The organism is Mesorhizobium sp. LSJC269B00, from assembly GCF_000502815.1.
In the GTDB taxonomy this organism is placed as follows: domain Bacteria; phylum Pseudomonadota; class Alphaproteobacteria; order Rhizobiales; family Rhizobiaceae; genus Mesorhizobium.
Genome location: NZ_AYVN01000012.1, coordinates 105,257 through 129,902, shown reverse-complemented (window position 1 = coordinate 129,902; position 24,646 = coordinate 105,257). Strand labels below are relative to the sequence as shown.

Sequence of the window (24,646 nt, the reverse complement as noted above, 5' to 3'; positions counted from 1 at the left end):
CTGGAGTTATCTGAAGCGCATAGCCGAACAGCGCTGCGGTGTCGACGCAAACTGCGTGCTGGCCCCATGACATCCGTGCGGATCGGGGCCATAAGTCAGCCAGATTTCCCAGGGTGATATTTCATGCAAGGCATAGACGACCTCGACACGCCGGCGATCCTCATCGACGCAGCCCGCGCCGAAGCCAACATCACACGAGCGCAGGCGCATGCCGACCGCCACGGGCTGAAACTCAGGCCGCACATCAAGACGCACAAGCTGCCTTATTGGGCGAAGAAGCAGGTGGCGGCCGGCGCGGTCGGCATCACCTGCCAGAAGATCGGCGAAGCCGAGGTGATGGCCGATGCCGGGCTGACCGATATTTTTCTGCCCTACAACATCCTTGGCCGCGCCAAGCTGGAGCGCCTCAAGGCGCTGCATGGCCGTGTGACACTGTCAGTGACGGTGGACAGCCTCGAAACGCTGGATGGGCTCGCCGCCACCTTCACCGATACCTGGCACCCCCTGCCCGTCCTGGTCGAATGCGACACCGGCATGGGCCGTTGCGGCGTGCAGAGCGCCGCCGAGGCGCTGGCACTGGCGAAGTTGATCGACCAAGCCAAGGGGCTCACCTTCGGCGGGCTGATGACCTACCCCGCGGCCGGCCGCGCCGCCGAGGCTGAATCCTGGCTGGCCGGCGCCAAACAAACGCTCGCGGCCTCGGGCCTCGCCTGTGAACGCATCTCCAGCGGCGGCACGCCTGACATGTGGCGCTCGGGCGAGGACAGCGTGGTGACCGAATACCGCCCCGGCACCTACATCTACCTCGACCGCTACCAGGTCGCCAAAGGCGTCGGCACGCTCGACGATTGTGCGCTGACGGTGCTCGCCACCGTGGTCAGCCATCCGACGCCGGCCCGCGCCATCCTGGACAGCGGCAGCAAGGCGCTGTCCAGCGACACGCTGGGGCTCGCCGATTTTGGCGAGCTGCTCGGCATGCCCGGCGCCCGCGTCACCAGCTTGAGCGAGGAACATGGCACGGTCACGCTTGGAAATGGTGCGAAGCTTCGCATTGGCGAGCGCGTGCGCGTGGTGCCTGATCATTGCTGCGTGGTGACCAACCTGTTCGACCAGGTGCATCTGATCGACGGTGACAAGGTGCTGGAAACGCTGAAGGTGGAAGCGCGTGGGCGGATGGAGTGAGGCTTTTCGTTTTGGAGGCTCGCCCTATTTCGACATTGACGAATTGTAATTTATAACTTACTAGTCCCCATGGCAATCCTGAAGCAGACAGCCACCTTTCGGAGGTGGCACCAAAAGCTGAAAGACGGAAGAGCCAAGGCGGCAATTGCCGTTCGGCTGCAACGTTTGATTGTAGGAAATCCCGGCGACGTGGCCCCAGTGGGTGAAGGCATCAGTGAATTGCGCATTCACTATGGGCCCGGCTATCGCGTTTATTTCACAAGCGCGGTGAAACGGTCATCCTGCTCCTGTGCGGCGGGGATAAAAGTTCACAAGAAACCGACATACGGACAGCAAAGCGCCTGGCCGTAGAATGGAGTGACGACAATGGTTGAAAAAATCTATGATTTCGATCCCGCCGAAATGCTCGATTCCGATACGGCAATCGAGGCGTTTCTGGCAGAGGCAATGGAAACCGGAGACGCCAAATTCGTCGCGTCCGCCCTCGGTGTCGTTGCCCGCGCCAAGGGGATGAGCAACATTGCCAGAAAGACCGGCTTGGCTCGCGAGCATCTTTATACCTCGCTCAGCGAAAACGGTAATCCTACGCTGGAAACCACACTGGCGGTCATGAAAGCATTCGGCTTTAATTTGGCCCCAAAGCACGGTGCAACTCAGGTCTAATCTACGCCAGCGCGCGTCGAGCGCGAGGTTGTTCGGGCCAACTGAAATCAGGACTGATAAACCGGACCCAGCGCCGCCTTCAGCGGATCCAGCGCGTCGCCATACAGCTTCCAGCGCTCGACCGAGGATGAATAGATCGGCTGGCGCACCTGCCAGCGGCTCGGCGTCCGCACGGTGCGCTCGGTTTCGTTGAAACGCAAGCAGGCATCGTCCCACTCGATGCCGAGGAATCCGATCAATCCGCGGGCGCGATTTTCGAAATCGGCGACCGTTTCTTCGTAGGGCATGTCGTGGATATCCAGCGGGATGACCTTGGCCCAATGGCGCATCAGGCGCTCATACTGCCGGTAATACTGCCCAAGCTTGGTCAGATCGGCGTTGTAGCCGTGCGCCTCGGAAAAATTATGCATGAAACAGGACGCGCAATTGTCCATCGGGTCACGCCGGCAATGGATGATGCGGGCATTCGGCAAGATCAGGCTGATGAAGGCCAGCAGCTCGAAATTATGCGGCATCTTGTCGACGACAAGCCGCGCCGTGTTGTTGCGCTTTTTGAGAGCGTCGAGATATTTCGATCCAAGCTCCTTGGCCTTGGCCGCAGTGAGCGCCGCCATGGCCTCGGTGAAAATGGCTGGGTCGAGCTTGTCGAACCCAAGTTCGCCGGCAAGTGAACGAATGGTCGACAACTCGCCGGCGCCATGGATATCGCGATGGCTGGCGCATATCTGCTCGGTCAGCGTCGTTCCCGACCGTGGCATGCCGACGATGAAGACCGGGCGTCTGGATGGATTTCCCAAATTGGCTCGCGCCTCGAAGAAGCCGGCGTCGAAGGTGTCGATGAAGCTGTCGTAAAGCTGGGTGTGCCGGTCGATGTCGAAGTCATTGCCGGAAATCGCCTTGGCCCTCGCGAAATGGCGGATGGCCGGGCCATAATCGCGCTGATCATTGAGCATCTTGCCGGCGGCGTGGTGCAGCACTACCCGCTCGCGATCGGTGGTTGTCGGCAATTCCAGGCGTTTCAGCACCAAAGGCAACGTCGGATCGTCCTTGACCGCCCGGCGCGCAAGCGCCATTCCAGCCAGCGCCTCGACATGGCCCGGGTCGATGGCAAGGGCCTTGCTGAAGCATTCGACCGCCTCGGCCGGCCGGCCAATGTCGGTGAGCAAATCGCCCATACCGGCAAGTGCCATCACCGACTGGCCGTCGATAGCCAGCGCCTGGCGATAGAACCCTTCGGCAATGTCGCCCTCGAGCTGGCTGCGGTAGGAGCGGCCGAGATTGCACAGCGCTTCGATGAGCCCTCCGTCGAGCTCGATCGCCTTTCTCAGATGTCTGCGCGCCTTGTCGACGTTGCCGGTGACATTGTAGGCATTGCCGAGATTGTTGCGGAAGATGGCGTTGTCCGGTTCGAGCTTGACCGCCCTTTCCATATAGGCAATGGCGGCGTCATGATGCTCGGCCTCGATGGCGAGCGTGCCCATCAGGTTCAGCGCCATGGCATTTTTGGGCTGCGTGCGAAGCACCGTCTGGTAGCAGAACTCGGCCTCGCGAAAACGCTTGCGCCGTTGCAGGTCGATGCCGCGCTGCAATGTCTTTTCCGCCGGCTCACCGGCGGTCGGCAGCGAGGCTGGGATCATTGCCGGCAGGCCCAGGGGTTGCCGGCGTGGCAAGAGCGGCATCCGTCAAATCCCGGTCGCGGCCTGCGACGAACCAATCAGAACTTCAGGGTAACGCCAAGCTGGAGATTGTGGGAGTACAATTTGGCGTTCTCGTATGTGCCGCCGCCATCATTGTCGTCTAGATCCACGCTTGTCACGGCCTTAAAGCGGTAACCGAAATCGAGGTCGACATTCTGCGTTACCGCGTAGGTAACACCGGCGCCCACCTGGCCGGCGAAACCCCAGCCGCCAGGCCCGTATCCAAAGGCGTGGCCATCAAAGTGAGTATCGGCGGTAACATAGGCCGCGCCGAGACCGCCGCCGACATAGAGTTTGGCATCACCAAAATGCGCAACATCGGCCCAGACGTTGGCGAGAAGATAGGTGGCCGACAGATTGCCGGAAGCCGGATAGTTGCCGACGCCCGTGTAGCTGTATTCGCTTGCCTTGTAGCGCGCGTAGGACAGTTCGCCTTCGACACGAAACACATCGTTGATGCGCCGACCGACAGCGCCGCCGATTACGAACCCGGTATCAAGATCGACTGAATACCCAGTACCATTGTAGTCCGTTTTCACATGGTTCGGGAAACTGGCGCCGCCGAAGAGCGTGACGTACCAGAGATCCTCTGCCCTCGGAACGTCGACGATCGCGTCGGCGGCGTACGCCGAACTCCAGCCAAGCACCAATGCCGTTGTCGACACACCAGCCAGTAGAAGCAGTTTCATCGTCGATTCCCTCGTAGCCTTCCAGCTACTTGCTCGCCTGCGGTTGGAGCTGTCAATAAGCAGACGCAGTCAGGGCACTCTTTCAGGAACCCTCGTTGCTATACAGCAACATAGCAGCACATTCTAATTTAGACGGAGACAGGCAAAGGCTGCTGTTTCGGTTGTCATTCGAGTGCCGGAAAAGAGAACCGCCTAGTCGCGTTGCTCTGCCTGCCGCGCCGCGATGCGCCGCATGGCAATGACCCGCCGGCGGCGGATCTCGGTGCGCATCGCCGTCAAATGCAGCGCGAAGAACAGCACGGTGAAGCCGAGCGCCATCACCAGCAGCGGCCATAGCAGGCTGGGATCGATCGTCGGCCCGCCGAGCCGGAACACCGAGGCCGGCTGGTGCAGCGTGTTCCACCAGTCGACCGAGAATTTGATGATCGGGATGTTGATGAAGCCGACCAGCGTGATGATGGCGGCAGCCCAGGCGGCGCGGCTGGCGTCATCCAGCGCGCGCGTCAGCGCGATGATGCCGAGATACATAAGAAAGAGGATGAAGACCGAGGTCAGACGCGCGTCCCAGACCCACCAGGTGCCCCACATCGGCTTGCCCCAGATGGAGCCGGTGACCAGCGCAAGCGCGGTGAAGGTGGCGCCGATCGGGGCTGCCGATTTCAGGGCGACATCGGCCAAGGGATGGCGCCAGACCAGCGTGCCGAGCGCGGCGACCGCCATCAACGTGTAGCACATCATGGCGAGCCAGGCGAAAGGCACGTGGATATACATGATGCGCACCGTGATGCCTTGCTGGAAATCCTCAGGCGCGGCAAAGCTCATATAGAGACCGATGGCGAGCAGGATCGCGGCGATCGACGCCAGCCACGGCACCAGCCTGTCGGCCAGCCCGACAAAGCGCGTCGGGTTGGCGAGGTCGGTCCAGCCGGCGAGGCGTGAGGAGGTATCGCTCATAAGGTCTAGATAGACCGGCGGCGCGTTCGGGGCAATCGAGGGAGTGTCGCAGTCTTATTTACCCTCCCCCTCGTGGGGAGGGTCGCTGCGAAGCAGCGGGGTGGGGTGGTGGGGCACTACCCCCACCCGGACCCTACGGGTCCGACCTCCCCACAAGGGGGAGGTAAAAAAGCTACGCCGCTTCGATATTCACGGTGCGGCTGAGGCGGCGGACTTCCTCGTCGTTGAGCAGGCCGCCGGCGCGCAGCAGGCTGGCGAAACGGCCATTGCGCAGCGACAGTTCGGCGAAGCCGCCCATCTCGACCACCTTGCCCTTGTCCATGAACACGACCAAGTCGGCGTCGCGGACGGTGGTCAGGCGGTGGGCGATGATGAAGGTGGTGCGGTTGCGCCTCAGTTCGTCGATGGCTTCCTTGACGCGGTCCTCGGTCTCGACATCGAGCGCGCTCGTTGCCTCGTCGAGCACCAGGATCGGTGCGTCCTTGAGCACGGCGCGGGCAATGGCGATGCGCTGACGCTCGCCGCCTGAAAGCTGGCCGCCGCGCTCGCCAACGACGGTGTCATAGCCGGCGCTCTTGGCAAGGATGAAATCCTGCGCGGCAGCCGCATTGGCGGCGGCGTGAACCTCGTCATAAGTCGCCTCGGCACGACCGACGCGGATGTTGTCCTCGATCGAGCGGTTGAGCAGGCCGGCATCCTGGAAGACGGTGGCGATCGAATGACGCAGCGACTTGCGGGTCACCGTGCGGGTGTCGATGCCGTCGATCAGGATACGGCCATGAGACGGCGAGAAGACGCGCTGCAAGAGGTTGATCAGCGTCGTCTTGCCGGCGCCGGTCGGGCCGACGATGGCAACCGTCTGCCCGGCCTGGACTTCGAAGGAGACGTCGTCGACGCCCTGCCTCGAATTGGCAAACTCGAAGCCGACATTCTCGAAGCGGACGTGGCCGGTGACGTTGGTGAGGTCGCGCAAGCCATCCGGCTCGGCGGAGTCGGCGGCCGAATCCTCGAGGTGATAAAAGTCCTCGAGCTTGGCGCGGGCTTCCGAAATCTGGTTGGCGAAAGCCGACATCTGGTCGAGGCGGGCAATCAGCAGCGTGGCAAAGCCGGTGAAGGCGATAACGTCGCCGATCTTGAGCTGGCCATGGGTGACGAGATAGGCGCCGATCAAAAGCACAACCATCATCGAAATGGTCGACGACAGGCGGTGCAGCGCATTGGCCATCGCCCACCAGTCGAGCACCGGGTTCTGCGCGTCGAGCAGGTTCTTGACATAGCGGCGCAGCGTATCGGCCTCGTGGCCGAGACGGTTGTAGCTCTGCAGCACGGCGACATTGCTGACCGAGTCGGTCACATGCGCGAAGACCTGATGGTAGTGACGCTCGACCGCGGCCTGGCCCGCCTTGGTGCGCTTCATCACAAGCCGGCCGATGCCGACATAGAGAACGCCCAGCGCCATTAGCACCAGCGACATGCGAAGATCCATGCTTATCGCGGTCGGAATCAGCAGAGCCAGCGCAACCGCCGTCGACAGATGCTGGCGCATGAATTCAAGCCACAGGCTGAACAGCGTCTCGACGGCGCGCAGCAGCGTGTGCAGCGCGTTGGAGGTGCCGCGCTGGTGGTGCCAGGCGAGCGGCATGGTGATCACGCGCTCGAACGACTGGCACAGCACCTCGCTGCGCCGCTTGTGGGCAAAACGGTCGGCGCCGCGCGCCACCAGCACGAAGGCGACGATGTTAAAGGCGCCGAGACCGGCCCACAGCGCCAGCGTCGAAAACACCGAACCCTTATCGGAGATGGCGTCGATTACCCGGCCGAACATGATCGGCTCGAGGATGGCGATAATGGCGAGCGCGACATTCGCACCGCAGATAAACGCAACGCGCTTCCTGTCGGCTGCGAGATAACCCAGCGCTCTCCAGTAGATTTGCAGAAGTGACACTTCAGCTACTCCGCCCAAAACATTATTGTGCACCGCACCATTTCTTGACACGTACCGGTTAACGGGTCGCAAAACAATGCCCGTCTACCTCTTCCGTTCCCATTCTGCGAACAAAAGATGACGACGTTGCGAAATCTGCCGTGATCACCTAACGGTTTGAGATAAAAGGTGAAATGTCAGTCTTGCGGCAAAATCATGGCAGCATCTAGCGCTGCCACATTTTTAATCACTGCACGCTTGGCCCGCCGGTATCCGGGAAGGCACGCCGTACTGCGCCAGGAGCATGCCCAAGTAGAAAACGCGCGCCTCGAAAGGCGTCCGTCAACAATCTGAAGCCCTTGATTTTACGCGGGTATCTTGACGACCACCTCGGTCTTGTCGCCGGCCTTCGGCTGAAAACCGGAAGACTTTGTCTTGGTTCCATTGACTTCGAGCGAGATGGATTTGGCCTTTTTGTCGCGGATGACGCGAACCTTGACCTCCGCCCCCAGCATCTTCAGCGTTGCAGAATAGCCGTCCCAATGGCTGGGCAGTTTCGGCCGGAACGTGATCTGCTTGCCCCGCCGCTCAATGCCCAGAATGCCTTCGACCGCAGCACGGTAGAGCCATCCCGCTGAGCCCGTATACCAGGTCCAGCCGCCGCGACCGCCCTTGTCCTCACCGGAATAGATGTCGGCGGCGACGACGTACGGCTCGACGCGATAATGCTCGGCCGATGCATCGTCGAGCGCATGGTTGACCGGGTTCAGCATCGAGAAGCAGCGATAGGCATCGTCGGTGCGGCCCATTTCGGCGAGCGCGATCACGAACCAGGTCGCCGCATGGGTGTACTGGCCGCCGTTCTCGCGCACGCCCGGCGGATAACTCTTGATGTAACCAGGGTCCTTTCTCGTGTTCTGGAAGGCCGGGGTAAACAGTTTGACGATCTTGAGCTTGTCGTCGACCAGCAGGTTCGTCGCCTGCTGCATCGCCGTGGTCGAGCGCGCGGGGTCGCCCTCGCCGGAGAGCACGCTCCACGACTGCGCGATGGAGTCGATCTTGCACTCGTCCGAATTGTGCGAGCCAAGCGGCGTGCCGTCATCGTAGCTGCCGCGGCGATACCACTGGCCGTCCCAGGCGGTGCTTTCCAGCGCCCGCTTCAGCACATCGGCGTGTTTTGTCCAGGCCTGCGCCCGCTTGGTGTCGCCCTGCCCCTTGGCCACGGTGGTAAAGTCGCCCAGCGTCTTCAAAAGGAACCAGCCGAGCCAGACACTCTCCCCCTTGCCGGCTTCGCCGACGCGGTTCATGCCGTCGTTCCAGTCGCCGCCGAGGATCAGCGGCAGCCCGGCCGGGCTGCTGCGCTTGACCGCAAGGTCGAGCGCGCGCGCGCAATGGTCGTAAAGCGAAGCGCTCGTCTTGGAGATTTCCGGCGTGAAGAAGGCGTCGTGCTCGCCCTCGCCCAACACCTGCCCGTCGATGAAAGGCAGCTGCTCCTTCAGGATCCCTGTATCGCCGGTCACCTCGATGTAGCGATTGGTGGCATGCGCCAGCCAGACCACATCGTCGGAGATCATGGTGCGCACGCCGGCGTCGGTGCGCGGCAACCACCAATGCTGGACATCGCCTTCGGGGAACTGCCGGCGCGCCGCATTGAGGATCTGGTCGCGCGCCAGTTTCGGATCATGCGCAAGCAGGGCCAGCGTGTCCTGCAGCTGGTCGCGGAAGCCGAACGCGCCGCTTGCCTGATAAAAGGCCGAGCGGGCGCGGATGCGGCAGGCCAGGCTCTGATAGGGCAGCCAGTGATTGACCATGGCGTCGAGCGCCTTGTCGGGCGTCTCGACCTGGATGGTGTCGAGGAAGCCGCGCCAGACGCGTTCATTGTCGGCCAGCCGCTGGTCGAAATCCTTGCCCGAATGGGTCTGCACCAACGCGCTCGCCTCGGCTGATGTGGCGGCGTCGCCAAGCAGCCAGACCAGCGTGACGTCGCCGCTGGCAGGGATGTCGATGTCGCTGGCGACAGCTGCGCACGGATCGTCGCCGGCCTCGACGCGGCCCGACAGGCCGGCGCCGCTGACGACAGCGTGCGGGAAGGCGCTGGTGCCGTGCCTGCCGATGAACTCGCCACGATCGGCTGTCACCGAATGCACCGGACCGGTGGCGGCCAGGAAGGCCACCCGGTCGCCGAAATCGAGACCGTAGGGGTTTTGCGCCAGAAGCGCGCCGGTCGCTGGATCCCTGGACGGGATGATGGTCGCAGCCGTGCTCGAGCGATGGCTGCCGAGAACCCATTCGGCATAGGCATAGACGCGCAGCCGCGCCGGCGCCGAGCCCGAGTTCTGGATGCGCAGGCGCGTGATCTTCACGGGATCGACGGGATCGACGACGTGCGTCAGATCCATCGACAGCGGGCCGCGTTTGGACCGGAAGGTCGAGAAGCCCTGGCCGTGCCATGTCTCATAGGTCATCGAGGGATCGCGGACCACGGCAGCCAGCGGCGAGAATGCCTTGCCGCTGGCCTGATCGTAGATGTAGATGCCCTCGCCCGGCCGGTTGGTGACCGGATCATTCGACCATGGCGTCAGCTGGTAATCGCGGCTGTTGCGGCTCCAGGTGAAGGCAGCGCCTTCGGCCGAGACATGGAAGCCGAACGAGGCGTTCGAGACGACGTTGATCCAGGGCTGCGGCGTCGAGCGCCGGCCGGCAAGACGGGTGACATAGTGGCGGCCGTCGCCCTCGAAACCGCCAAAGCCGTTCCATTGGCTGAGGCCGCTGCCGTCGGCGCTGCTGTCGGACGCGGCAGGGTATGCAGGCGCCGCCGGCACCGGCAGAGACGGCTCGCGCGGCGCCGCGGGGGCCGGCTGCAGGGCATCGCGTGCTTGCAAGGCTGCCGCCTCGGCGCGTTCGATCTGGTCGAAGATGGTGCCGTTGCGCGTGTGCAGAACCACGCGGGCAACCGCCAGCAGCGTCTTGTAGGTCGCCTCGTCCATCAGGTCGCGGCGCACGGCGAAGATGTGCTGGCGCGGCCCGAGTTCCTTGCCGCGCAGGCGGCTGTTTTCGCACAGCGTCTCGACCGCGCGCTGCAGGTCCTGGACATAGGACGATGCCTGCTCGTTGACGACCACGAAGTCGATCATCATGCCGCGGGCGCGCATATACTCCTGGAAGCGCAGCGCCTGGGCGACAATTTCGAGGTCAGCCACGTCGCCGATGCGGACCAGGAAGATCGGGAAATCGCCCGAAATGCTGGTCGGCCACAGGCTGGACTGCTTGCCCAGCCCCGAAGCGATGGATTCGCCGGGCAGGCGCAGGAACGGATCGGGATAGATCAGGAAACGCGCCAGCTTCTGCACATTGGCGGCGTCGGTCAGGCTGAGACCAAGATGGCGGGTCTGCACCTGCGAACGCGTCCAGGCAAGCATCGCCTGGCGGGCAAAACTTTCGGGATGGTCGAGCCTGGCGATGGCCTCCTCCAGTTCGGCGCGGTTGGCGCCGACGGCGGTCCAGAAGGTCAGCGATATCTTCTTGTTGGCCGGCACCCGCACCTGGCGGCGCAGGGCCGCTACCGGATCGAGGGTGAAGCCGTGGTGACCGCCAAGCTTGGCGCCGGGATCGAAGGCCGCCGCTTCCGCGATGGTACGGCCACGGCCGATGAAGGCACGGCGATCGGTTTCGGCCTCGGCATCGCGCGCCAATCCGGAGGGATCGGTGACGAAATGCACCATGGTGACGTCAGGCTCGTTCTTGTCGCGCTTGCGCCTGGTGGCAAAGATGGCACCGTTGTTGGCAGCGATCTCGGTCTCGATAAACATTTTCGAGAACGCAGGATGGGCATTGTCGGAGGCTTCGTTGCCCAGCACCAGCTCGGCAAAGGAGGTCACCTCGATATGCCGGTCAGTGGCGCCGTCATTGTAGAGCGTGACGCGCCGTCCCTCGCCATTGCCTTCCGAGATGACGATGCATTCGACCTCCGAACGCAGCGAGCCCACTGTTTTGACGAAGCTCGCCTTGTCGTCGGAAAACAGCGTCTGCACTCTCTCGCCGGTCGCCTGCTTCGGCTCCGCGGTGGCCGACCACCAGTCGCCGCTGCCGGCGTCGCGCAGGAAGATGTAGGAGCCGAGCCGTTCTTCGGTCGGGTCGGGCTGCCAACGGGTGACGGCGAGTTCGCCCCAGCGGCTGTAACCGGAACCGGTGGCCGAGACCATGACGGAGTAGCGGCCATTGGACATGACGCTGGTGGCGCGCAACGCCCTCAGCGGGTCGAGGACGATGCGCGAATCCGGGCTCTCGACCTCGGTCTCGTCCTTCGAGCGCTCGTCGGCTTCGGTCCTGACGGTGGCGGTCGGGATGTCGCGCGGCGCCCTCTCCTGCAGCAGGAGTTCGGCAGACTCGATCACCGGATCGCTGTGGAAGCGGTCGCGCAGCCGGCCCTCGAAGATGGCGTCGGCAACGGCGGCGATCGACATGCCGGAGTGATGCGCCATGTAGTTCAGGACAACAGCGTGGTCGGTGCCTTCCGGCACGCGCTGCGGCGTGAAGTCGACGGCGTCGTAAAAGCCATGCCGGCCGAGAGCGCCGATGGAGCGCAGCCTGGCCAGATTCTGGACGGATTCGCGCGGTGTGAACTGCGCCGCGAGGATCGTGGCGTAAGGGGCGATCACCGTGTTCTGGCCAAGGCCGCGCTTGAGGCCAAGTCCGGGCACGCCGAAATTGGTATACTGGTAGGTCAGTTCGCGGTCGCGGGCATTGTAGGCCGCTTCCGAAATGCCCCAGGGCACGTTCTTCGAACGCGCGTACTGGATCTGGCGCTTGATGATCAGCTTGCTGGTCTGGTTGAGGATCGACCCCTGCGGCTCCTTCATTACCAAAGGCGGCATCAGATACTCGAACATCGAGCCCGACCAGGACATCAGCGCACCCTGGAAGCCGATCTCGACGATCGGCCTTCCAAGCCGGAACCAATGCTCCGTCGGCAGGTCACCCTTGGCGATGGCGAACAGGCTGGTCAGCCGCGCCTCGGAGGCGAGCAGATCGTAGCAGCTCTCATCGAGCTGGTGCTCCTCGACCCGGTAGCCGATCGAGAGCAGTTTGCGCTCCTGACGCATCAGGAAAGAGAAATCCATCTCGAAGGCATAGCGGCGGCAGCGTTCGCGCAGCGCCAGCAGCTTGGCGCGCAAGGCTTCGACGGCGTTTTCGTCGCTGTGCGAGTCATGCACATGCGCCTCGCAGGTCGCTTCCAGCCGTGCCGCCCAGTCGGCGATAATGTCGCTGCGCTGCGATCCGGCCTCGGTGTGGATGGCGGTGGCGAGCTTGCGTATCTCGCCGGCAAGCACGGCCAGGTTAATGGTGCGGATCGAGGCCATCTCCGGCTGCGCCTTGATGGTCATGACGGCGCGCCGCATGCCATCGAGGCGATCGGCCAGACGCTGGCGCAACGGCCGCAGTTGCCGGCGGTCGTCAGGCAATTCCTCGAGGCTCTCGTCGAGGATGCTCACCGTGTCGAGGACGCCTTCGAAATCGCCCTGCAGGTGAACGGACGGGGCTTCCGCCCATTCGGCGCAGGCAGCCGCCACCGCGACCAGGTGTCCGGCGAGATTGCCGCTGTCGACGGCCGAGATGTAGAGCGGATAGAGCGGTTTGAGCGTCGTGGTGTCGTACCAGTTGAAGAGGTGGCCACGGTTGCGCGGCATGCTCTCGATGGTCGTCATCGTGGCGTCGATCCGGGTGATGGCGTCGGAGAGCGCAATCCAGCCGAAATCGCGTGCCGACACCACCGACAGCAGGTAGACGCCGATATTGGTCGGCGACGTTCGCGGCGCTACAACCGGCGCCGGGCTTTCCTGGAAATTGTCGGGCGGCAGATTGTGGTGCTCGGCCGTGACGAAGGTTTCGAAATAATGCCAGGTGCGGCGCGCCACGGTGCGCAGCGCGTGGATGTCGGCCTGCGATATGCGCAGGCGGTCCTCGGTCTCGGCCGAGCGGCTGATCCAGCAGGCAACCGCCGGCGAACCGATCCAGAACAGAGCGAAGAAGAAGGCGACGAAGGCACCGGTGGAATCGGCCAGCACGGGGATAGCGAGACCGACGACGCCGATGATCACGGCGCCATACATCATGCTGTAATAGGAGCCGATATCGTTGTCGCCGCCCTTGTGCGCCTGCGACGCGGTGCGCCATTCCAGCAGGTTCTGGCGGCTGACGAACAGGCGGTAGAGCGTGCGCACGATGGCGTCGCCCATCATCCAGGCATTGTGCGCCATCAACAGCACTTTCAGCGCCACAAGGGCCGTGCCGAAGACGGTGTCGTGCGCCAGTGCGGAGAAATGGCCGCGCGGCGTCTGGTCGCCGCTCTTGGGCAGGATGGCGTTGACGACATCGAAGGTCGGCGCCATGAACAGCGACAGGATCAGCAGCGCCTGCCACTGCGCGGCCTGCGTGAAGGGCAGCAGCGTCCAGCCGGCGATCGCCGCCATCACCCAGAAGATCGGGGTCAGCGAGCGGCGCAGATTGTCGACCATCTTCCAGCGCGACAGCGCCGGCACGCCGGAACGCGGCGAGAAGATGAAGCGCAGCAGCTGCCAGTCGCCGCGCGCCCAGCGGTGGTGGCGCGAGGCGTCGACCGAGTAGCGGGTAGGATAGTCCTCGACCAGTTCGACGTCGGTGACAAGTGCTGCGCGCGCCAGCGCACCTTCGAGCAGATCGTGGCTGAGGACGGTGTTTTCCTCGATGCGGCCCTGCAGCGCCGCCTCGAAAGCGTCGACGTGATAAAGGCCCTTGCCGGTGAAGGAGCCGTCGCTGAAGACGTCCTGGTAGAGATCCGAGACGGCAAAGACGTAAGGATCGAGACCGCTGTTGGACAGATCGGAAGAGCACACGTCNGCCGTCGCTGAAGACGTCCTGGTAGAGATCCGAGACGGCAAAGACGTAAGGATCGAGACCGCTGTTGGACGAGAAGACGCGCTGGAAGAAAGAAGCGTCGTCGCCGCTGGTGAGCGAGGCTGTGATGCGCGGCTGCAGAATGGTGTAGCCGGCGGTAACGACGCGCTTTGTCGCGTCGAAATGCGGGCGGTTGAGCGGATGGGCGAGCTTGCCGACCAGTGACGACACGGCGTCGCGCGTGGTGCGCGTGTCGGCGTCGAGCGTCATGACATAGACGACCTTTTCCGGCAGCGGCACGTCGAGCGGCAGGAAGGTGGTGTCGCTGTCGCCGCGCAAGAGAAGGTTCAGCTCATGCAGCTTGCCGCGCTTGCGCTCCCAGCCCATCCAGGCGCCCTGCGCCTGGTTGTAGAGCCGGCGGCGATGCAGGATATAGAAACGCGGCGCGCCTTCCGAGGGATAACGGGCATTGAGCCTGGCGATCTCGTCGCGCGCATATTGCAGGATCTCGATGTCGGCGGCGTCGATCTCGGTCTTGGAATCCGGCCAGTCGGACAGCAGCGCGAAATGGATTTCTTCGGCCGTGTTGGCGAGGTGATGCACCTCGATGTTGCGGATGTTTTCCTCGACATCATCGCGCGAGCCGATCAGCGACGGCACCACGACCAAGGTGCGTGATGCCGCCGGAATGCCGTGCTTGTAGTCATAGCCGACGAGCCGCGTCGGCTTCAGGAACAGTGAAACAACGGTGTTGAAGAAGGCGAGCGCGCCTTCGCTGGCAGGCACCGCAAACAGCGCCAGCATCAGCGTGATGGATTCCACCGACAGGCCGAGATGGGCAAGCGCATTGCCGGAGACAACCAGCAGTAGCACCGTCAGCAGGAAGACCGGCACAACGATGCCGAGCCAGCCCGTGGCGGTGAAGGCGCGCTTGAAGGTCACATGGAAGGGCGGCCGATAGCCGATCGCCTTTTCCAGATCCGGCCGGCGCGGGCCGACCAGGAAGAAGCCGACATCGGTATGCATGGCCGGATCGGCTGATGCATCCGGCACGCCGGAGGCATCGGTGACCCCGGGAACATGGCTGGCCAGCTCGATGGCCTTTTCGGCGACACGGAATTCGGACAGGTCGGAGCGCCGCGCCAGTTGCTCGATCGACGTGCGGTACTGGTCGCGCGAAAAGAAATCGAGCGCGGCGAAATCGGTGCGCTCGCGCAACAGCGTGTCGATGCGGCTGACGCCCTCGAACCACACCGTCCAGTCGACGTCGTTGATGAGGCGCAGGCCGCGGATGATGTTGCCGGTGGTGACATTGCCGCTGGACAGCGTGCGATGCTCGGAAATGATGATTTCCTCGGCGTCGGAGCCGGTTTTCTCGAGCTCGACCTCCAGCCATTCCAGCGCCCTGCCGGCATTCTGCGAGCCGTCGCGCAGGCGGTAGAGCAACTGGGTGGCGAAGGTGGTGTCCTGCGCATGCGCGCCGTAGCCCGACAGGATCTTCCGGCGGTCTGCATTGTCGTCGGTCGCCAGCACGCGGTCGGCGACCTCGTTGGCGATATGGCGCATCTGCCTGGTGCGGTCGACGCGCACGGCGATGCGGCGCAGATTCTCGATCAAAACGAAGCGCAGCAGCGACGGCAGCGCCCACAATTCGCCGATCTTGAGCGGCTCGACCGACTGAAAACCCTCGACGATGGATTTGAACATGGTCGCCGAAACCGAACTGTCGGAATGGGCGACATAGCTCCAGGCCAGGGCCAGCGCGCGCGGCACCGCGGCGCGGTTGGCCACTTCCAGGGTCGGCAACTGCCGGTAGAAACGACGCGGCAGGTCGCGCTTCACCTGAAAAATGGTCTCCTCGACGAGATAATTGTTGTCGAGCAGCCATTGCGCGGCAGGCGTGATGGTTTCGCCCTTGGCCTGGGCGGCATTGGTCGAGCGGTAGACTTCGAGGATTTTCTTGGCGCTGTCGCGGATGCGGGCCTGGAAATCGAACTGCGTCAGGCCGAACAGGTCCTTGATGTCGCCCTTGGCGAGGCTTTCGCCCAGCGCGCGCAGCCGCTCTTCGGGCAGGAAATTGGAGCGTATCGGCTCTTCGGTGATGACCGGGAAGCCGGCGCTGGACTTTTCGATATGGGCAGGATTTGTCTGGATATTCATTGAAAATTCCGCATGGGGGACGCGATGCGGCGCCACCGCCACGGCAATGTCCCTAAAACCGATTCAAATGCAATTGGTTGCATGATTACACTGGCCGAAAGTTTTGCTTCTCACCACGCCAGAGGCGTTATCCCTTCGACATTTTAAGTGGGGCTTTCGACAACTCAAGGACGAGCACCCCTGCCCTCCCGTCCGCCTTGGAACGACGGAAGGATTCGGGCTTTTTCGTGATCCAGACAACAGCTTACGCCAGATTTCTCCGGCGTGCGATCATGTTTGGCAACAGGCGTTAATCGTTGTGCTGGCGGTGCGGCTAGCCCAGGCTGGCTATCCGGACGACGAACACGATCGTCGGCCGCACCGGTTCAAGCCGCAGTTTCGCGGCCTGCGGTCCGAGCAACAGCGTGTCGCGAGGTCCAAGGCGCGACGATGTCGCGCCGGTCACGCCGACCTCACCGTCGAACGGCAGGATCAGGGTCATAGCGCTGGTCGGCCGGGTATCGGTCGGAACCGAGATCACCAGGCGCTCGACCGTGTGCATGGCCCGCCCGCGGCGGGTCATGACGTTGAGGTCGGTGATCGGACCGGAGATCAGCGCCGCCGAGGTCGGCACATCGGCCGGGAAGGACAGCGGGGCGGAAGCCGCCGTCACTTCGGCCGGCGGCCGGCCAGCAATGTCGAGGACGATGCCCTCGCCTTCCAGCACGGCCAGCGTGCGGTCGACGCCGGCAAAGCCCGAGAACGGCCCGCTATCCTCGACTCGCGCCATCGAAACGCGCCAGTCGAAATCGTCCAGGCCGGCGCCGTCCGGCGAGACGGCGATCTCGGTGGTCGTGCCGCCGCCATTCTTCCACGGCATGACCCGGTAGTCGGCGGCCCGTAGGATGCGCATCATTTAAGCCAATCAGCCTAAAATACCGGGCAGATTGAGCTGGTGCTCCTTCGCGCACTCGATGGCGATGTCGTAGCCGGCATCGGCGTGGCGCATGACGCCTGTCGCCGGATCGTTCCACAACACGCGCTCCAGGCGCCTTGCGGCGTCCGGCGTGCCGTCGGCGACGATGACCATGCCGGCATGCTGCGAGAAGCCCATGCCGACGCCGCCGCCATGATGCAGCGACACCCAGGTCGCGCCCGACGCGGTGTTGAGCAACGCATTGAGCAGCGGCCAGTCGGAGACGGCGTCGGAGCCGTCCTTCATCGCTTCCGTCTCGCGGTTCGGCGAAGCGACCGAGCCGGAATCGAGGTGGTCGCGGCCGATGACGACGGGCGCCTTGAGTTCGCCCCTGGCCACCATCTCGTTGAAGGCGAGGCCCAGCCTGTGGCGGTCGCCGAGGCCGACCCAGCAGATGCGCGCCGGCAGGCCCTGGAAGGCGATGCGCTCACGTGCCATGTCCAGCCAGTTGTGCAGATGGGTGTTGCCAGGGGTGAGTTCGCGCACCTTGGCGTCGGTCTTGTAGATGTCCTCGGGATCGCCCGAAAGGGCGGCCCAGCGGAACGGGCCGATGCCCCGGCAGAACAGCGGCCTTATATAGGCCGGCACGAAGCCCGGGAAGGCAAAGGCGTTCTCGAAGCCTTCGTCCTTGGCGACCTGGCGGATGTTGTTGCCATAGTCGAGCGTCGGCACGCCGGCATTCCAGAAATCCACCATCGCCTCGACATGCTCGCGCATCGAGGCGCGGGCGGCCTTCTCGACAGCCTTGGGATCGGAGACGCGCTTCTCGCGCCACTCAGCTATCGTCCAGCCCTTGGGCAGATAGCCGTTAATCGGGTCATGCGCCGAGGTCTGGTCGGTGACCATGTCGGGGCGGATGCCCCGCTTGAACATTTCCGGCACGATGTCGGCCGCATTGCCGAGCAGGCCGACCGACTTCGCCTCGCCGGCCTTGGTCCAGCGCTCGATCATTTCCATCGCTTCGTCGAGCGTCTCGGCCTTCTCGTCGACATAGCGGGTGCGCAGCCGGAAATCGATCGAGTCCGGATTGCATTCGATGGCGAGGCAGCAGGCGCCGGCCATGACGGCGGCAAGCGGCTGGGCGCCGCCCATGCCGCCGAGGCCGCCGGTCAGGATCCATTTGCCCGTAAGGTTGCCATTGTAGTGCTGGCGGCCGGCCTCGACGAAGGTCTCGTAGGTGCCCTGCACGATGCCTTGCGTGCCGATATAGATCCAGGAGCCGGCCGTCATCTGGCCGTACATCATCAGGCCTTTTTTATCGAGTTCGTTGAATTTGTCCCAGGTCGCCCAATGCGGCACGATGTTGGAGTTGGCGATCAGCACGCGCGGCGCATCGGTGTGCGTCCGGAAGACGCCGACCGGCTTGCCGGACTGGACCAGCAGCGTCTCGTCTTCATTGAGGGTCTTCAACGAGGCGACGATGCTGTCGAAATCGTTCCAGGTGCGCGCGGCCCGGCCGATGCCGCCATAGACGACGAGCTCATTGGGGTTTTCGGCGACATCGGGATCGAGGTTGTTCATCAGCATGCGCAGCGGCGCTTCGGTCGTCCAGTATTTGGCGTTGAGCTTGTCGCCGCGGGGCGCGCGCACTTCGCGGATGTTGTGGCGAGGATTGTTCATCATTGTCCCTTTGGAGTAAGGCGGCGTCTCAGCGCCCGGCCCAGTCAATGGCGGATTGGAGGATTTTCGTCAGTGTGGCGCGCATCGGCGCGGCGAACTCGGCATCATAAGGCACCGGCCAATTGTCCGGTTCGCCCTTGCCCTCGGGCTCGCGCAAATAGCCGCGATCGGCAAGTTCCATCTGCAGCGCATGGTAGCCGCCTTGCGGATTGCCGAAATAGCGGGTGATCCAGCCACCCTTGAAACGGCCGTTGATGACATTGCTTTCACCGCTCTCGGCCATGATCTGGCCAACCAGCGCCTGCAGCGTAGGATCCGCGGTCTGGCCGTCATTGGTGCCGAGATTGAACACCGGCAGCGTGCCGTAGAACAGGCGCGGCAGCACCGACCGGATCGAGTGGCAATCGTAAATGACGACCTTCTCATGCAGGCCGCGCAGCCTGACGGACTGAGCCGCCAGCATTTCATGGTAGGGCACGAAATACGCTATGCGGCGCTGGTCTATCTCCGATGGCGTCGGTTCCGCGCCGGGCAGATACAGCGGATCGCCGTCGAAGGTCTCGGTCGGGCATAGCGTCGTTGTCGTCTGCCCGGGATAGAGCGAGGCGCCGGAAGGATCGCGGTTGACATCGATGACGGTGCGCGAGATCGACGTGTGCACGACAGTCGCGCCAAGGCCGGCGGCAAAATCGTAGAGATTGTCGATCCACCAGTCGCAATCGCGGCGGCCGAGCCAGGGCGAGACCAGCCGATTGTCGATGCCGGCGAGATCGATACCCGTGTGCGGGATGGACACCAACAGGGGTGCCGTGCCTTCCGTCACTGTCAGCCAGTCGGTCATGTCAGACTCCCGAGATCGAAGGCAATGTCACCGCGCTCGCAGCCTTGATGGCAGCGCCGCTGCGCACCATGGCGATGGCTTTTTCCATGTCAGGGTGGAAATGCCGGTCATTGTCGAGATGCGGCACCTCGGCGCGGACCAGCTTACGAACCGCTTCCAGAGCTGCACTCGACGCCAGCGGCGCATGGAAATCGCAGCCTTGCGCGGCGGCCAGGAGTTCGATGCCGATGACGGCCGTGGCGTTTTCGATCATGCCGATCAGCCGGCGAGCGCCGTGTGCGGCCATCGAGACATGGTCTTCCTGGTTGGCCGAGGTCGGGATGGAATCGACACTTGCCGGATAGGCCTTCTGCTTGTTCTCAGAGACGAGCGCCGCCGCCGTCACCTGCGGGATCATGAAGCCGGAGTTCAGGCCGGGCTTCGGCGTCAGGAAGGCCGGCATGCCGGACAGCGCGGGGTCTACCAGCATGGCGATGCGGCGCTCCGACAGCGAGCCGATCTCGCAGACGGCAAGCGCGATCATGTCGGCAGCGAAAGCCACCGGCTCGGCGTGGAAATTGCCGCCGGACAGCGCAGTATCGTCCTCGGCGAAGATCAGCGGATTGTCGGTGACGCCATTGGCCTCGGTGCCGAGCGTATCGGCGGCCTGGCGCAGCACGTTGAGCGCCGCACCCATCACCTGCGGCTGGCAGCGCAGGCAGTACGGATCCTGCACGCGCTCATCGCCGACGCGGTGCGATTCACGAATGGCGCTGCCGGCCATCAGGTTGCGCAGCGCTTCCGCCGTCTCGATCTGGCCGGGATGTTTGCGCAGGAGATGGATGCGCCGATCGAAGGGCGCGTCCGAGCCCTTGGCAGCGTCGGTCGACAGCGCCCCGGCGACCAGCGCCGACTGATACAGCACTTCGGCCTCGAACAGAGCGGCCAGCGCGTAGGCGGTGGAAAACTGCGTGCCGTTGAGCAGCGCCAGACCTTCCTTGGCGCCGAGCGTCACGGGCTCCAGGCCGTGCGAGACGAAAGCGACCTTGGCCGGGAAGCGGCCATGCGGTGTAAAGCATTCGCCGACGCCGATCATCACCGCCGTCATGTGCGACAGCGGCGCGAGATCGCCGGAGGCGCCGACCGAGCCCTGCGCCGGCACCATGGGGATGACGTCGTTGGCCAGCATCGATTCCAGCAACTCGATGGTTTGCGGCCGTACGCCCGACGCGCCCTGCGCAAGGCTGGCGAGCTTCAGCGCCATCATCAGCCGAACCACCGAAACCGGCATCGGCTCGCCGACACCGGCGGCATGCGACAAAACGATGTTGCGTTGCAGGGTCTCTAGATCCTCGGCCGGAATGCGGACGCTGGCCAGTTTGCCGAAGCCGGTGTTGATGCCGTAGACCGGCTCACCCTTGGCGACGATGCGGGCGACTGCCTCGGCGCTGGCCTTGATTTTTGGCCGGCAGGAGGCGTCGAGCTTCGGCATGGCGCCACGATAGATAGCGCGCCAGTCGGCCAGCGTCGCATTGCCGGGCTTCAGGTTAAGTTCGGTCATTGTCCTCTCCAGATGCGGGCATGGAGCGGGTTGAAGCCCATGCGGTAGACGAGTTCGGCCGGACGCTCGATGTCCCAGATCGCCAGGTCGGCGGATTTTCCTGCCTCAAGCGTGCCGGTCTTGCCAAGCAGCCCAAGCGCGCGGGCAGCCTCGCGAGTGGTGCCGGCCAGGCATTCCTCGACGGTCAGGCCGAAAAGCGTCGCTGCCATGTTCATGGTCAGCAACAGCGAGGTCAGCGGCGACGTCCCGGGATTGTTGTCGGTGGCGACCGCCATCTTGACGCCGTGCTGGCGGAACAGGCCGACCGGCGGCTTCCTGGTTTCGCGGATGAAATAGTAGGCGCCGGGCAGGATGGTCGCCACGGTGCCGGCCTTGGCCATCGCTGCGGCGCCGGCCTCGTCGGTGTATTCGAGATGGTCGGCCGACAGCGCGCCATAGCGGGCGGCGAGTTCGGCGCCATGCAGGTTGGACAACTGGTCGGCATGGAGTTTGACCGGCAGGCCAAGCGCCTTGGCCTTGTCGAACACGCGGGCGATTTGCTCCGGCGAGAAGGCAATGCCTTCGCAGAACCCATCAACGGCATCCGCCAGGCCCTCGACGGCGATGGCGGGCAGAATATTGTCGACGATATTGTCGATGTATTCGTCGTTGTCGCGATAGGGCTCCGACGGCACGGAAAGATCGCCCAGATTCTGCGGTAGTGTGTGTGCGCCGAGAAAAGTGGTGACCACGGACACATCCCGCATTGTGCCCAGCCGCCGCGCCGCACGTAGCGACCATCTCTCATGCATATGGCTAAGGCCGTAGCCCGACTTGATTTCGACGGTCGTCACGCCCTCGGCAATCAAAGCGTCGAGGCGCGGCAGGCTCTGCCGGACCAATTCATCCTCGTGCGCTGCACGCGTGGCTTTGACCGTCGAGACGATGCCACCGCCGGCTCTGGCGACCTCTTCATAGGTGACGCCGGCCAGCCGCATCTCGAACTCGTTGGCACGGTTGCCGGCATGGATGAGATGGGTGTGGCAGTCGATCAGGCCGGGCGTAATCCAGCGGCCTTCGCAATCGGTAGTCTCGCTGCCCTGAGCCAACGCTGACGGCATGTCGGCTTCCGGACCGGCATAGACGATGACGCCGTCACGGGCGATGATCGCGCCCTTTTCGACGATGCCCAGTCCGGCAACGCCTTCCGCCATGGTTGCCAGGCGCGCATTGCGCCAAAGCTGAAGGCCCCCTGCCCGGCTTTTGTCTTGTGCCGCCATCATCTTTTTCCGTTGCTTGGATGGCGATTATGTATATACATATTGAAACGCACTGCAAGTGCATTGTTCATGGAACGCGGAGAAAAACGTGACGGCGATCTTTGCGGAACAGGCGCTGCTGGCCGATGGCTGGCATGACAAGGTGCGGATTTCGTTGACCAATAGTCGCATCACGGCAGTCGAGCCGGGCTCTTCGCAGCAAGCCGACGACGAACGCCACGCCATTCTGGTGCCCGGCATGCCGAACCTGCACAGCCACGCCTTCCAGCGCGGCATGGCCGGGCTTGCCGAACTGCGCGGTCCCTCCGCCGACAGCTTCTGGAGCTGGCGCGAGGTGATGTACCGCTTCGCGCTGTCAATGACGCCGGACCAGGTCGAGGCGGTCGCCGCACAGCTTTACGTCGAAATGCTGGAGGCCGGATTCTCGCGCGTCGGCGAATTTCATTATCTCCACCACGATCGCGACGGAAAACCCTATGCCAACCTTGCCGAGATGGCCGAACGTATTGCCGCGGCCGCCGGCGAAACCGGGATCGGCCTGACGCTGCTGCCGGTTTTTTATGCCCATTCCTCCTTCGGCGGCGCTGCGCCCAACGAAGGCCAGCGGCGATTCATCAACGATGTGAATCGGTTCGAACGCTTGCTTGAGAAAAGCCGCGAATCGGTTCGTGCGTTGAATCAGGCTGTCGTCGGCGTCGCCCCGCACAGCCTGCGCGCCGCGACGCCGGAGGAACTCAGCGCTGTTGCCGCCATTGCGCCGGACGGACCGATCCACATCCACGTCGCCGAGCAGGTGAAGGAGGTCGAGGATTGCCTGGCGTGGTCGGGTGCGCGACCGGTCGAATGGCTGCTCGCCAATGCCGGGATCGACAAGCGTTGGTGCCTGATCCACGCCACCCACATGACCGAGGCTGAGACAACCGGCATGGCCAGAAGCGGCGCCATTGCCGGGCTTTGCCCGATCACGGAGGCCAATCTCGGCGACGGCACCTTTTCAGCACCTCTGTTCATCGAACATGGCGGCCGCTTCGGCGTCGGCTCGGATTCCAACGTGCTGATCGGCCTGCCGGATGAATTGCGCCAGCTCGAATATTCGCAGCGCCTCGCACACCGCGCCCGCAATGTGCTGGCGGTGGCCGGCGGCTCGACCGGGCGGGCTCTGTTCGACGCCGCCCTCGATGGCGGCAGCACCGCACTCGGCGCCGGCCCGTCGCGGATCGCCGCCGGCGCCGCGGCTGATTTCGTCTCCCTCGACGAAAACCATCCTTCGCTGGCCGGAAAAAGTGGCGATGCGATCCTCGACGCCTGGATCTTTGCCAATTGCGGCAAGGTCGATTGCGTCTGGGTGCATGGGAAAAAGCAGGTCAGCGGCGGCCGGCATTCCAGGCGCGAGCCGATTGCAGAGCGCTTTCGCCAGGTGATGACGGCGCTTTCGGCATGAGCATGATTGAGACAGCGGCGTCGGAAGGCGGCGGCTCGCTGCACCAGCGCATCCTGTCCGACATCAGCGAGAAAATAATGTCCGGCGCCTGGGCGCCGGGCCACCGCATCCCGTTCGAGCACGAGCTGACGGCGCAGTATCATTGCTCGCGCATGACGGTGAACAAGGCGCTGTCGCAACTGGCCAAGGCCGGGCTGATCGAGCGCCGCCGCCGTTCGGGCAGTTTCGTGCGCCAGCCGCAATCGCAGGCCGCGGTGCTGGAAATCCACGACATCAGGATCGAGGTCGAGGCGCTTGGGCTGGCCTATCGCTTTGAGCGCATGGCGCGGCAGAAAAGGCGCAGCAGCGCCGAGGATCGCGCCTTGCTGGAATTGGGAGCGGCTGGACAGGTGCTGGCGCTGGAATGCCGGCATTTCGCCGGCAAGCGGCCGTTCGCGCACGAACAGCGGCTGATCAATCTGGCCGCCGTCGCGGAAGCCGCCGAGGAGGAGTTTCTCGACATTGCCCCCGGTCCTTGGCTGATCGGCCGCGTGCCATGGAGTGAGGCCGAGCACCGCATCCGCGCGGTGGCGGCCGACAGGCATATTGCCGAAGCCCTCGACGTCGCAACCGGCGCACCGTGCCTGGTGGTCGAACGCCGGACCTGGAGCGCGGAGCACCCGGTGACGCAGGTGAGGTTCACTTATGCCGCGGAGAGCCACACGCTGGTGGCGCGGTTCAGGCCTTCGCAGGGGTAGCTCCTTTACCCTCCCCCTTGTGGGGAGGGTCGCTGCGAAGCAGCGGGGTGGGGGTCGGCGCCAGCCCCCCGCCCGGACCTTCGGTCCGACCTCCCCACAAGGGGGAGGTAG

The 24,646-nt window shown here is 63.9% G+C and carries 15 protein-coding genes and 2 pseudogenes; 7 read left to right on the top strand and 10 right to left on the bottom strand.

The genetic code is table 11. The features are described 5' to 3' along the window. Positions 1 to 123 precede the first annotated feature (123 nt). The 3 genes and pseudogenes from X771_RS141600 (at position 124) to X771_RS141605 (ending at position 1,845) form a co-directional block, all read left to right on the top strand. On the top strand, positions 124 to 1,182 hold the full coding sequence (locus X771_RS141600; RefSeq protein WP_023689646.1) for a D-TA family PLP-dependent enzyme: 1,059 nt from the start codon (positions 124 to 126) through the stop codon (positions 1,180 to 1,182). Between the two features lie 69 nt (positions 1,183 to 1,251). After that, positions 1,252 to 1,556, top strand: a pseudogene (locus tag X771_RS1000000167250) (type II toxin-antitoxin system RelE/ParE family toxin). Further along, a complete protein-coding gene (locus X771_RS141605; protein WP_023689645.1) occupies positions 1,549 to 1,845 on the top strand; it encodes an addiction module antidote protein in 297 nt (98 codons plus the stop codon). Before X771_RS1000000167250 ends, X771_RS141605 begins: the two are co-directional and overlap by 8 nt. Positions 1,846 to 1,892: 47 nt before the next feature. Here the strand turns inward: X771_RS141605 and X771_RS141610 are convergent, their stop codons facing one another. From X771_RS141610 to X771_RS01000000165330, 5 genes and pseudogenes are all read right to left on the bottom strand, one after another. Then, entirely contained in the window at positions 1,893 to 3,524 is a 1,632-nt protein-coding gene (locus X771_RS141610; RefSeq protein ID WP_023689644.1) for a sulfotransferase, read from the bottom strand. A 35-nt stretch (positions 3,525 to 3,559) separates the two neighbouring features. Continuing rightward, positions 3,560 to 4,231 (bottom strand): outer membrane beta-barrel protein, encoded by a 672-nt coding sequence (locus X771_RS141615; protein WP_023689643.1) that lies wholly within the window; start codon positions 4,229 to 4,231, stop codon positions 3,560 to 3,562. Positions 4,232 to 4,423: 192 nt separating this feature from the next. After that, positions 4,424 to 5,185 (bottom strand): heme ABC transporter permease, encoded by a 762-nt coding sequence (locus X771_RS141620; protein WP_023689642.1) that lies wholly within the window; start codon positions 5,183 to 5,185, stop codon positions 4,424 to 4,426. Positions 5,186 to 5,357: 172 nt separating this feature from the next. Then, on the bottom strand, positions 5,358 to 7,130 hold the full coding sequence (locus tag X771_RS141625; protein ID WP_023672897.1) for a glucan ABC transporter ATP-binding protein/ permease: 1,773 nt from the start codon (positions 7,128 to 7,130) through the stop codon (positions 5,358 to 5,360). A 344-nt stretch (positions 7,131 to 7,474) separates the two neighbouring features. Next, positions 7,475 to 14,252 (bottom strand): annotated as a pseudogene (locus X771_RS01000000165330) (glucoamylase family protein). 84 nt (positions 14,253 to 14,336) lie between these two features. On the opposite strand from X771_RS01000000165330, the gene X771_RS1000000169390 reads away from it, so the two are divergent. Next, positions 14,337 to 14,660 (top strand): hypothetical protein, encoded by a 324-nt coding sequence (locus X771_RS1000000169390; protein WP_023689640.1) that lies wholly within the window; start codon positions 14,337 to 14,339, stop codon positions 14,658 to 14,660. 402 nt (positions 14,661 to 15,062) lie between these two features. Continuing rightward, positions 15,063 to 16,145, top strand: a complete 1,083-nt coding sequence (locus X771_RS1000000169385; protein ID WP_023689637.1) for a hypothetical protein — start codon at positions 15,063 to 15,065, stop codon at positions 16,143 to 16,145. Between the two features lie 310 nt (positions 16,146 to 16,455). Here the strand turns inward: X771_RS1000000169385 and X771_RS141630 are convergent, their stop codons facing one another. The 5 genes from X771_RS141630 to hutI are packed head-to-tail and all read right to left on the bottom strand — an operon-like array spanning position 16,456 to position 22,357. Then, positions 16,456 to 17,034, bottom strand: a complete 579-nt coding sequence (locus tag X771_RS141630; protein ID WP_023715241.1) for a HutD family protein — start codon at positions 17,032 to 17,034, stop codon at positions 16,456 to 16,458. Positions 17,035 to 17,046: 12 nt separating this feature from the next. Continuing rightward, positions 17,047 to 18,717, bottom strand: a complete 1,671-nt coding sequence (gene hutU / locus X771_RS141635; RefSeq protein WP_023689635.1) for a urocanate hydratase — start codon at positions 18,715 to 18,717, stop codon at positions 17,047 to 17,049. A 28-nt stretch (positions 18,718 to 18,745) separates the two neighbouring features. Further along, positions 18,746 to 19,558: an N-formylglutamate deformylase gene (hutG, locus tag X771_RS141640; RefSeq protein WP_023689634.1), complete on the bottom strand. Its 813-nt coding sequence runs from the start codon at positions 19,556 to 19,558 to the stop codon at positions 18,746 to 18,748. Between the two features lies 1 nt (position 19,559). After that, entirely contained in the window at positions 19,560 to 21,098 is a 1,539-nt protein-coding gene (hutH, locus tag X771_RS141645; protein WP_023689633.1) for a histidine ammonia-lyase, read from the bottom strand. Beyond that, complete coding sequence (gene hutI / locus X771_RS141650; RefSeq protein WP_023829520.1) at positions 21,095 to 22,357, bottom strand: imidazolonepropionase; 1,263 nt, start codon at positions 22,355 to 22,357, stop codon at positions 21,095 to 21,097. Before hutI ends, hutH begins: the two co-directional genes overlap by 4 nt. An 88-nt stretch (positions 22,358 to 22,445) precedes the next feature. On the opposite strand from hutI, the gene X771_RS141655 reads away from it, so the two are divergent. Next, positions 22,446 to 23,798, top strand: coding sequence for a formimidoylglutamate deiminase (locus X771_RS141655; protein ID WP_023689631.1), 1,353 nt, complete (start codon positions 22,446 to 22,448; stop codon positions 23,796 to 23,798). Further along, positions 23,795 to 24,535: a histidine utilization repressor gene (hutC, locus tag X771_RS141660; RefSeq protein WP_023689630.1), complete on the top strand. Its 741-nt coding sequence runs from the start codon at positions 23,795 to 23,797 to the stop codon at positions 24,533 to 24,535. Before X771_RS141655 ends, hutC begins: the two co-directional genes overlap by 4 nt. Positions 24,536 to 24,646 lie beyond the last annotated feature (111 nt).

Coding starts and splice junctions, on each gene's coding strand:
- X771_RS141600 (WP_023689646.1), top strand. CDS start 124: ATGCAAGGCATAGACGACCTCGACACGCCGGCGATCCTCATCGACGCA.
- X771_RS141605 (WP_023689645.1), top strand. CDS start 1,549: ATGGTTGAAAAAATCTATGATTTCGATCCCGCCGAAATGCTCGATTCC.
- X771_RS141610 (WP_023689644.1), bottom strand. CDS start 3,524: ATGCCGCTCTTGCCACGCCGGCAACCCCTGGGCCTGCCGGCAATGATC.
- X771_RS141615 (WP_023689643.1), bottom strand. CDS start 4,231: ATGAAACTGCTTCTACTGGCTGGTGTGTCGACAACGGCATTGGTGCTT.
- X771_RS141620 (WP_023689642.1), bottom strand. CDS start 5,185: ATGAGCGATACCTCCTCACGCCTCGCCGGCTGGACCGACCTCGCCAAC.
- X771_RS1000000169390 (WP_023689640.1), top strand. CDS start 14,337: ATGCAGCTTGCCGCGCTTGCGCTCCCAGCCCATCCAGGCGCCCTGCGC.
- X771_RS1000000169385 (WP_023689637.1), top strand. CDS start 15,063: ATGGCTGGCCAGCTCGATGGCCTTTTCGGCGACACGGAATTCGGACAG.
- X771_RS141630 (WP_023715241.1), bottom strand. CDS start 17,034: ATGCGCATCCTACGGGCCGCCGACTACCGGGTCATGCCGTGGAAGAAT.
- hutU (WP_023689635.1), bottom strand. CDS start 18,717: ATGAACAATCCTCGCCACAACATCCGCGAAGTGCGCGCGCCCCGCGGC.
- hutG (WP_023689634.1), bottom strand. CDS start 19,558: ATGACCGACTGGCTGACAGTGACGGAAGGCACGGCACCCCTGTTGGTG.
- hutH (WP_023689633.1), bottom strand. CDS start 21,098: ATGACCGAACTTAACCTGAAGCCCGGCAATGCGACGCTGGCCGACTGG.
- hutI (WP_023829520.1), bottom strand. CDS start 22,357: ATGGCGGCACAAGACAAAAGCCGGGCAGGGGGCCTTCAGCTTTGGCGC.
- hutC (WP_023689630.1), top strand. CDS start 23,795: ATGAGCATGATTGAGACAGCGGCGTCGGAAGGCGGCGGCTCGCTGCAC.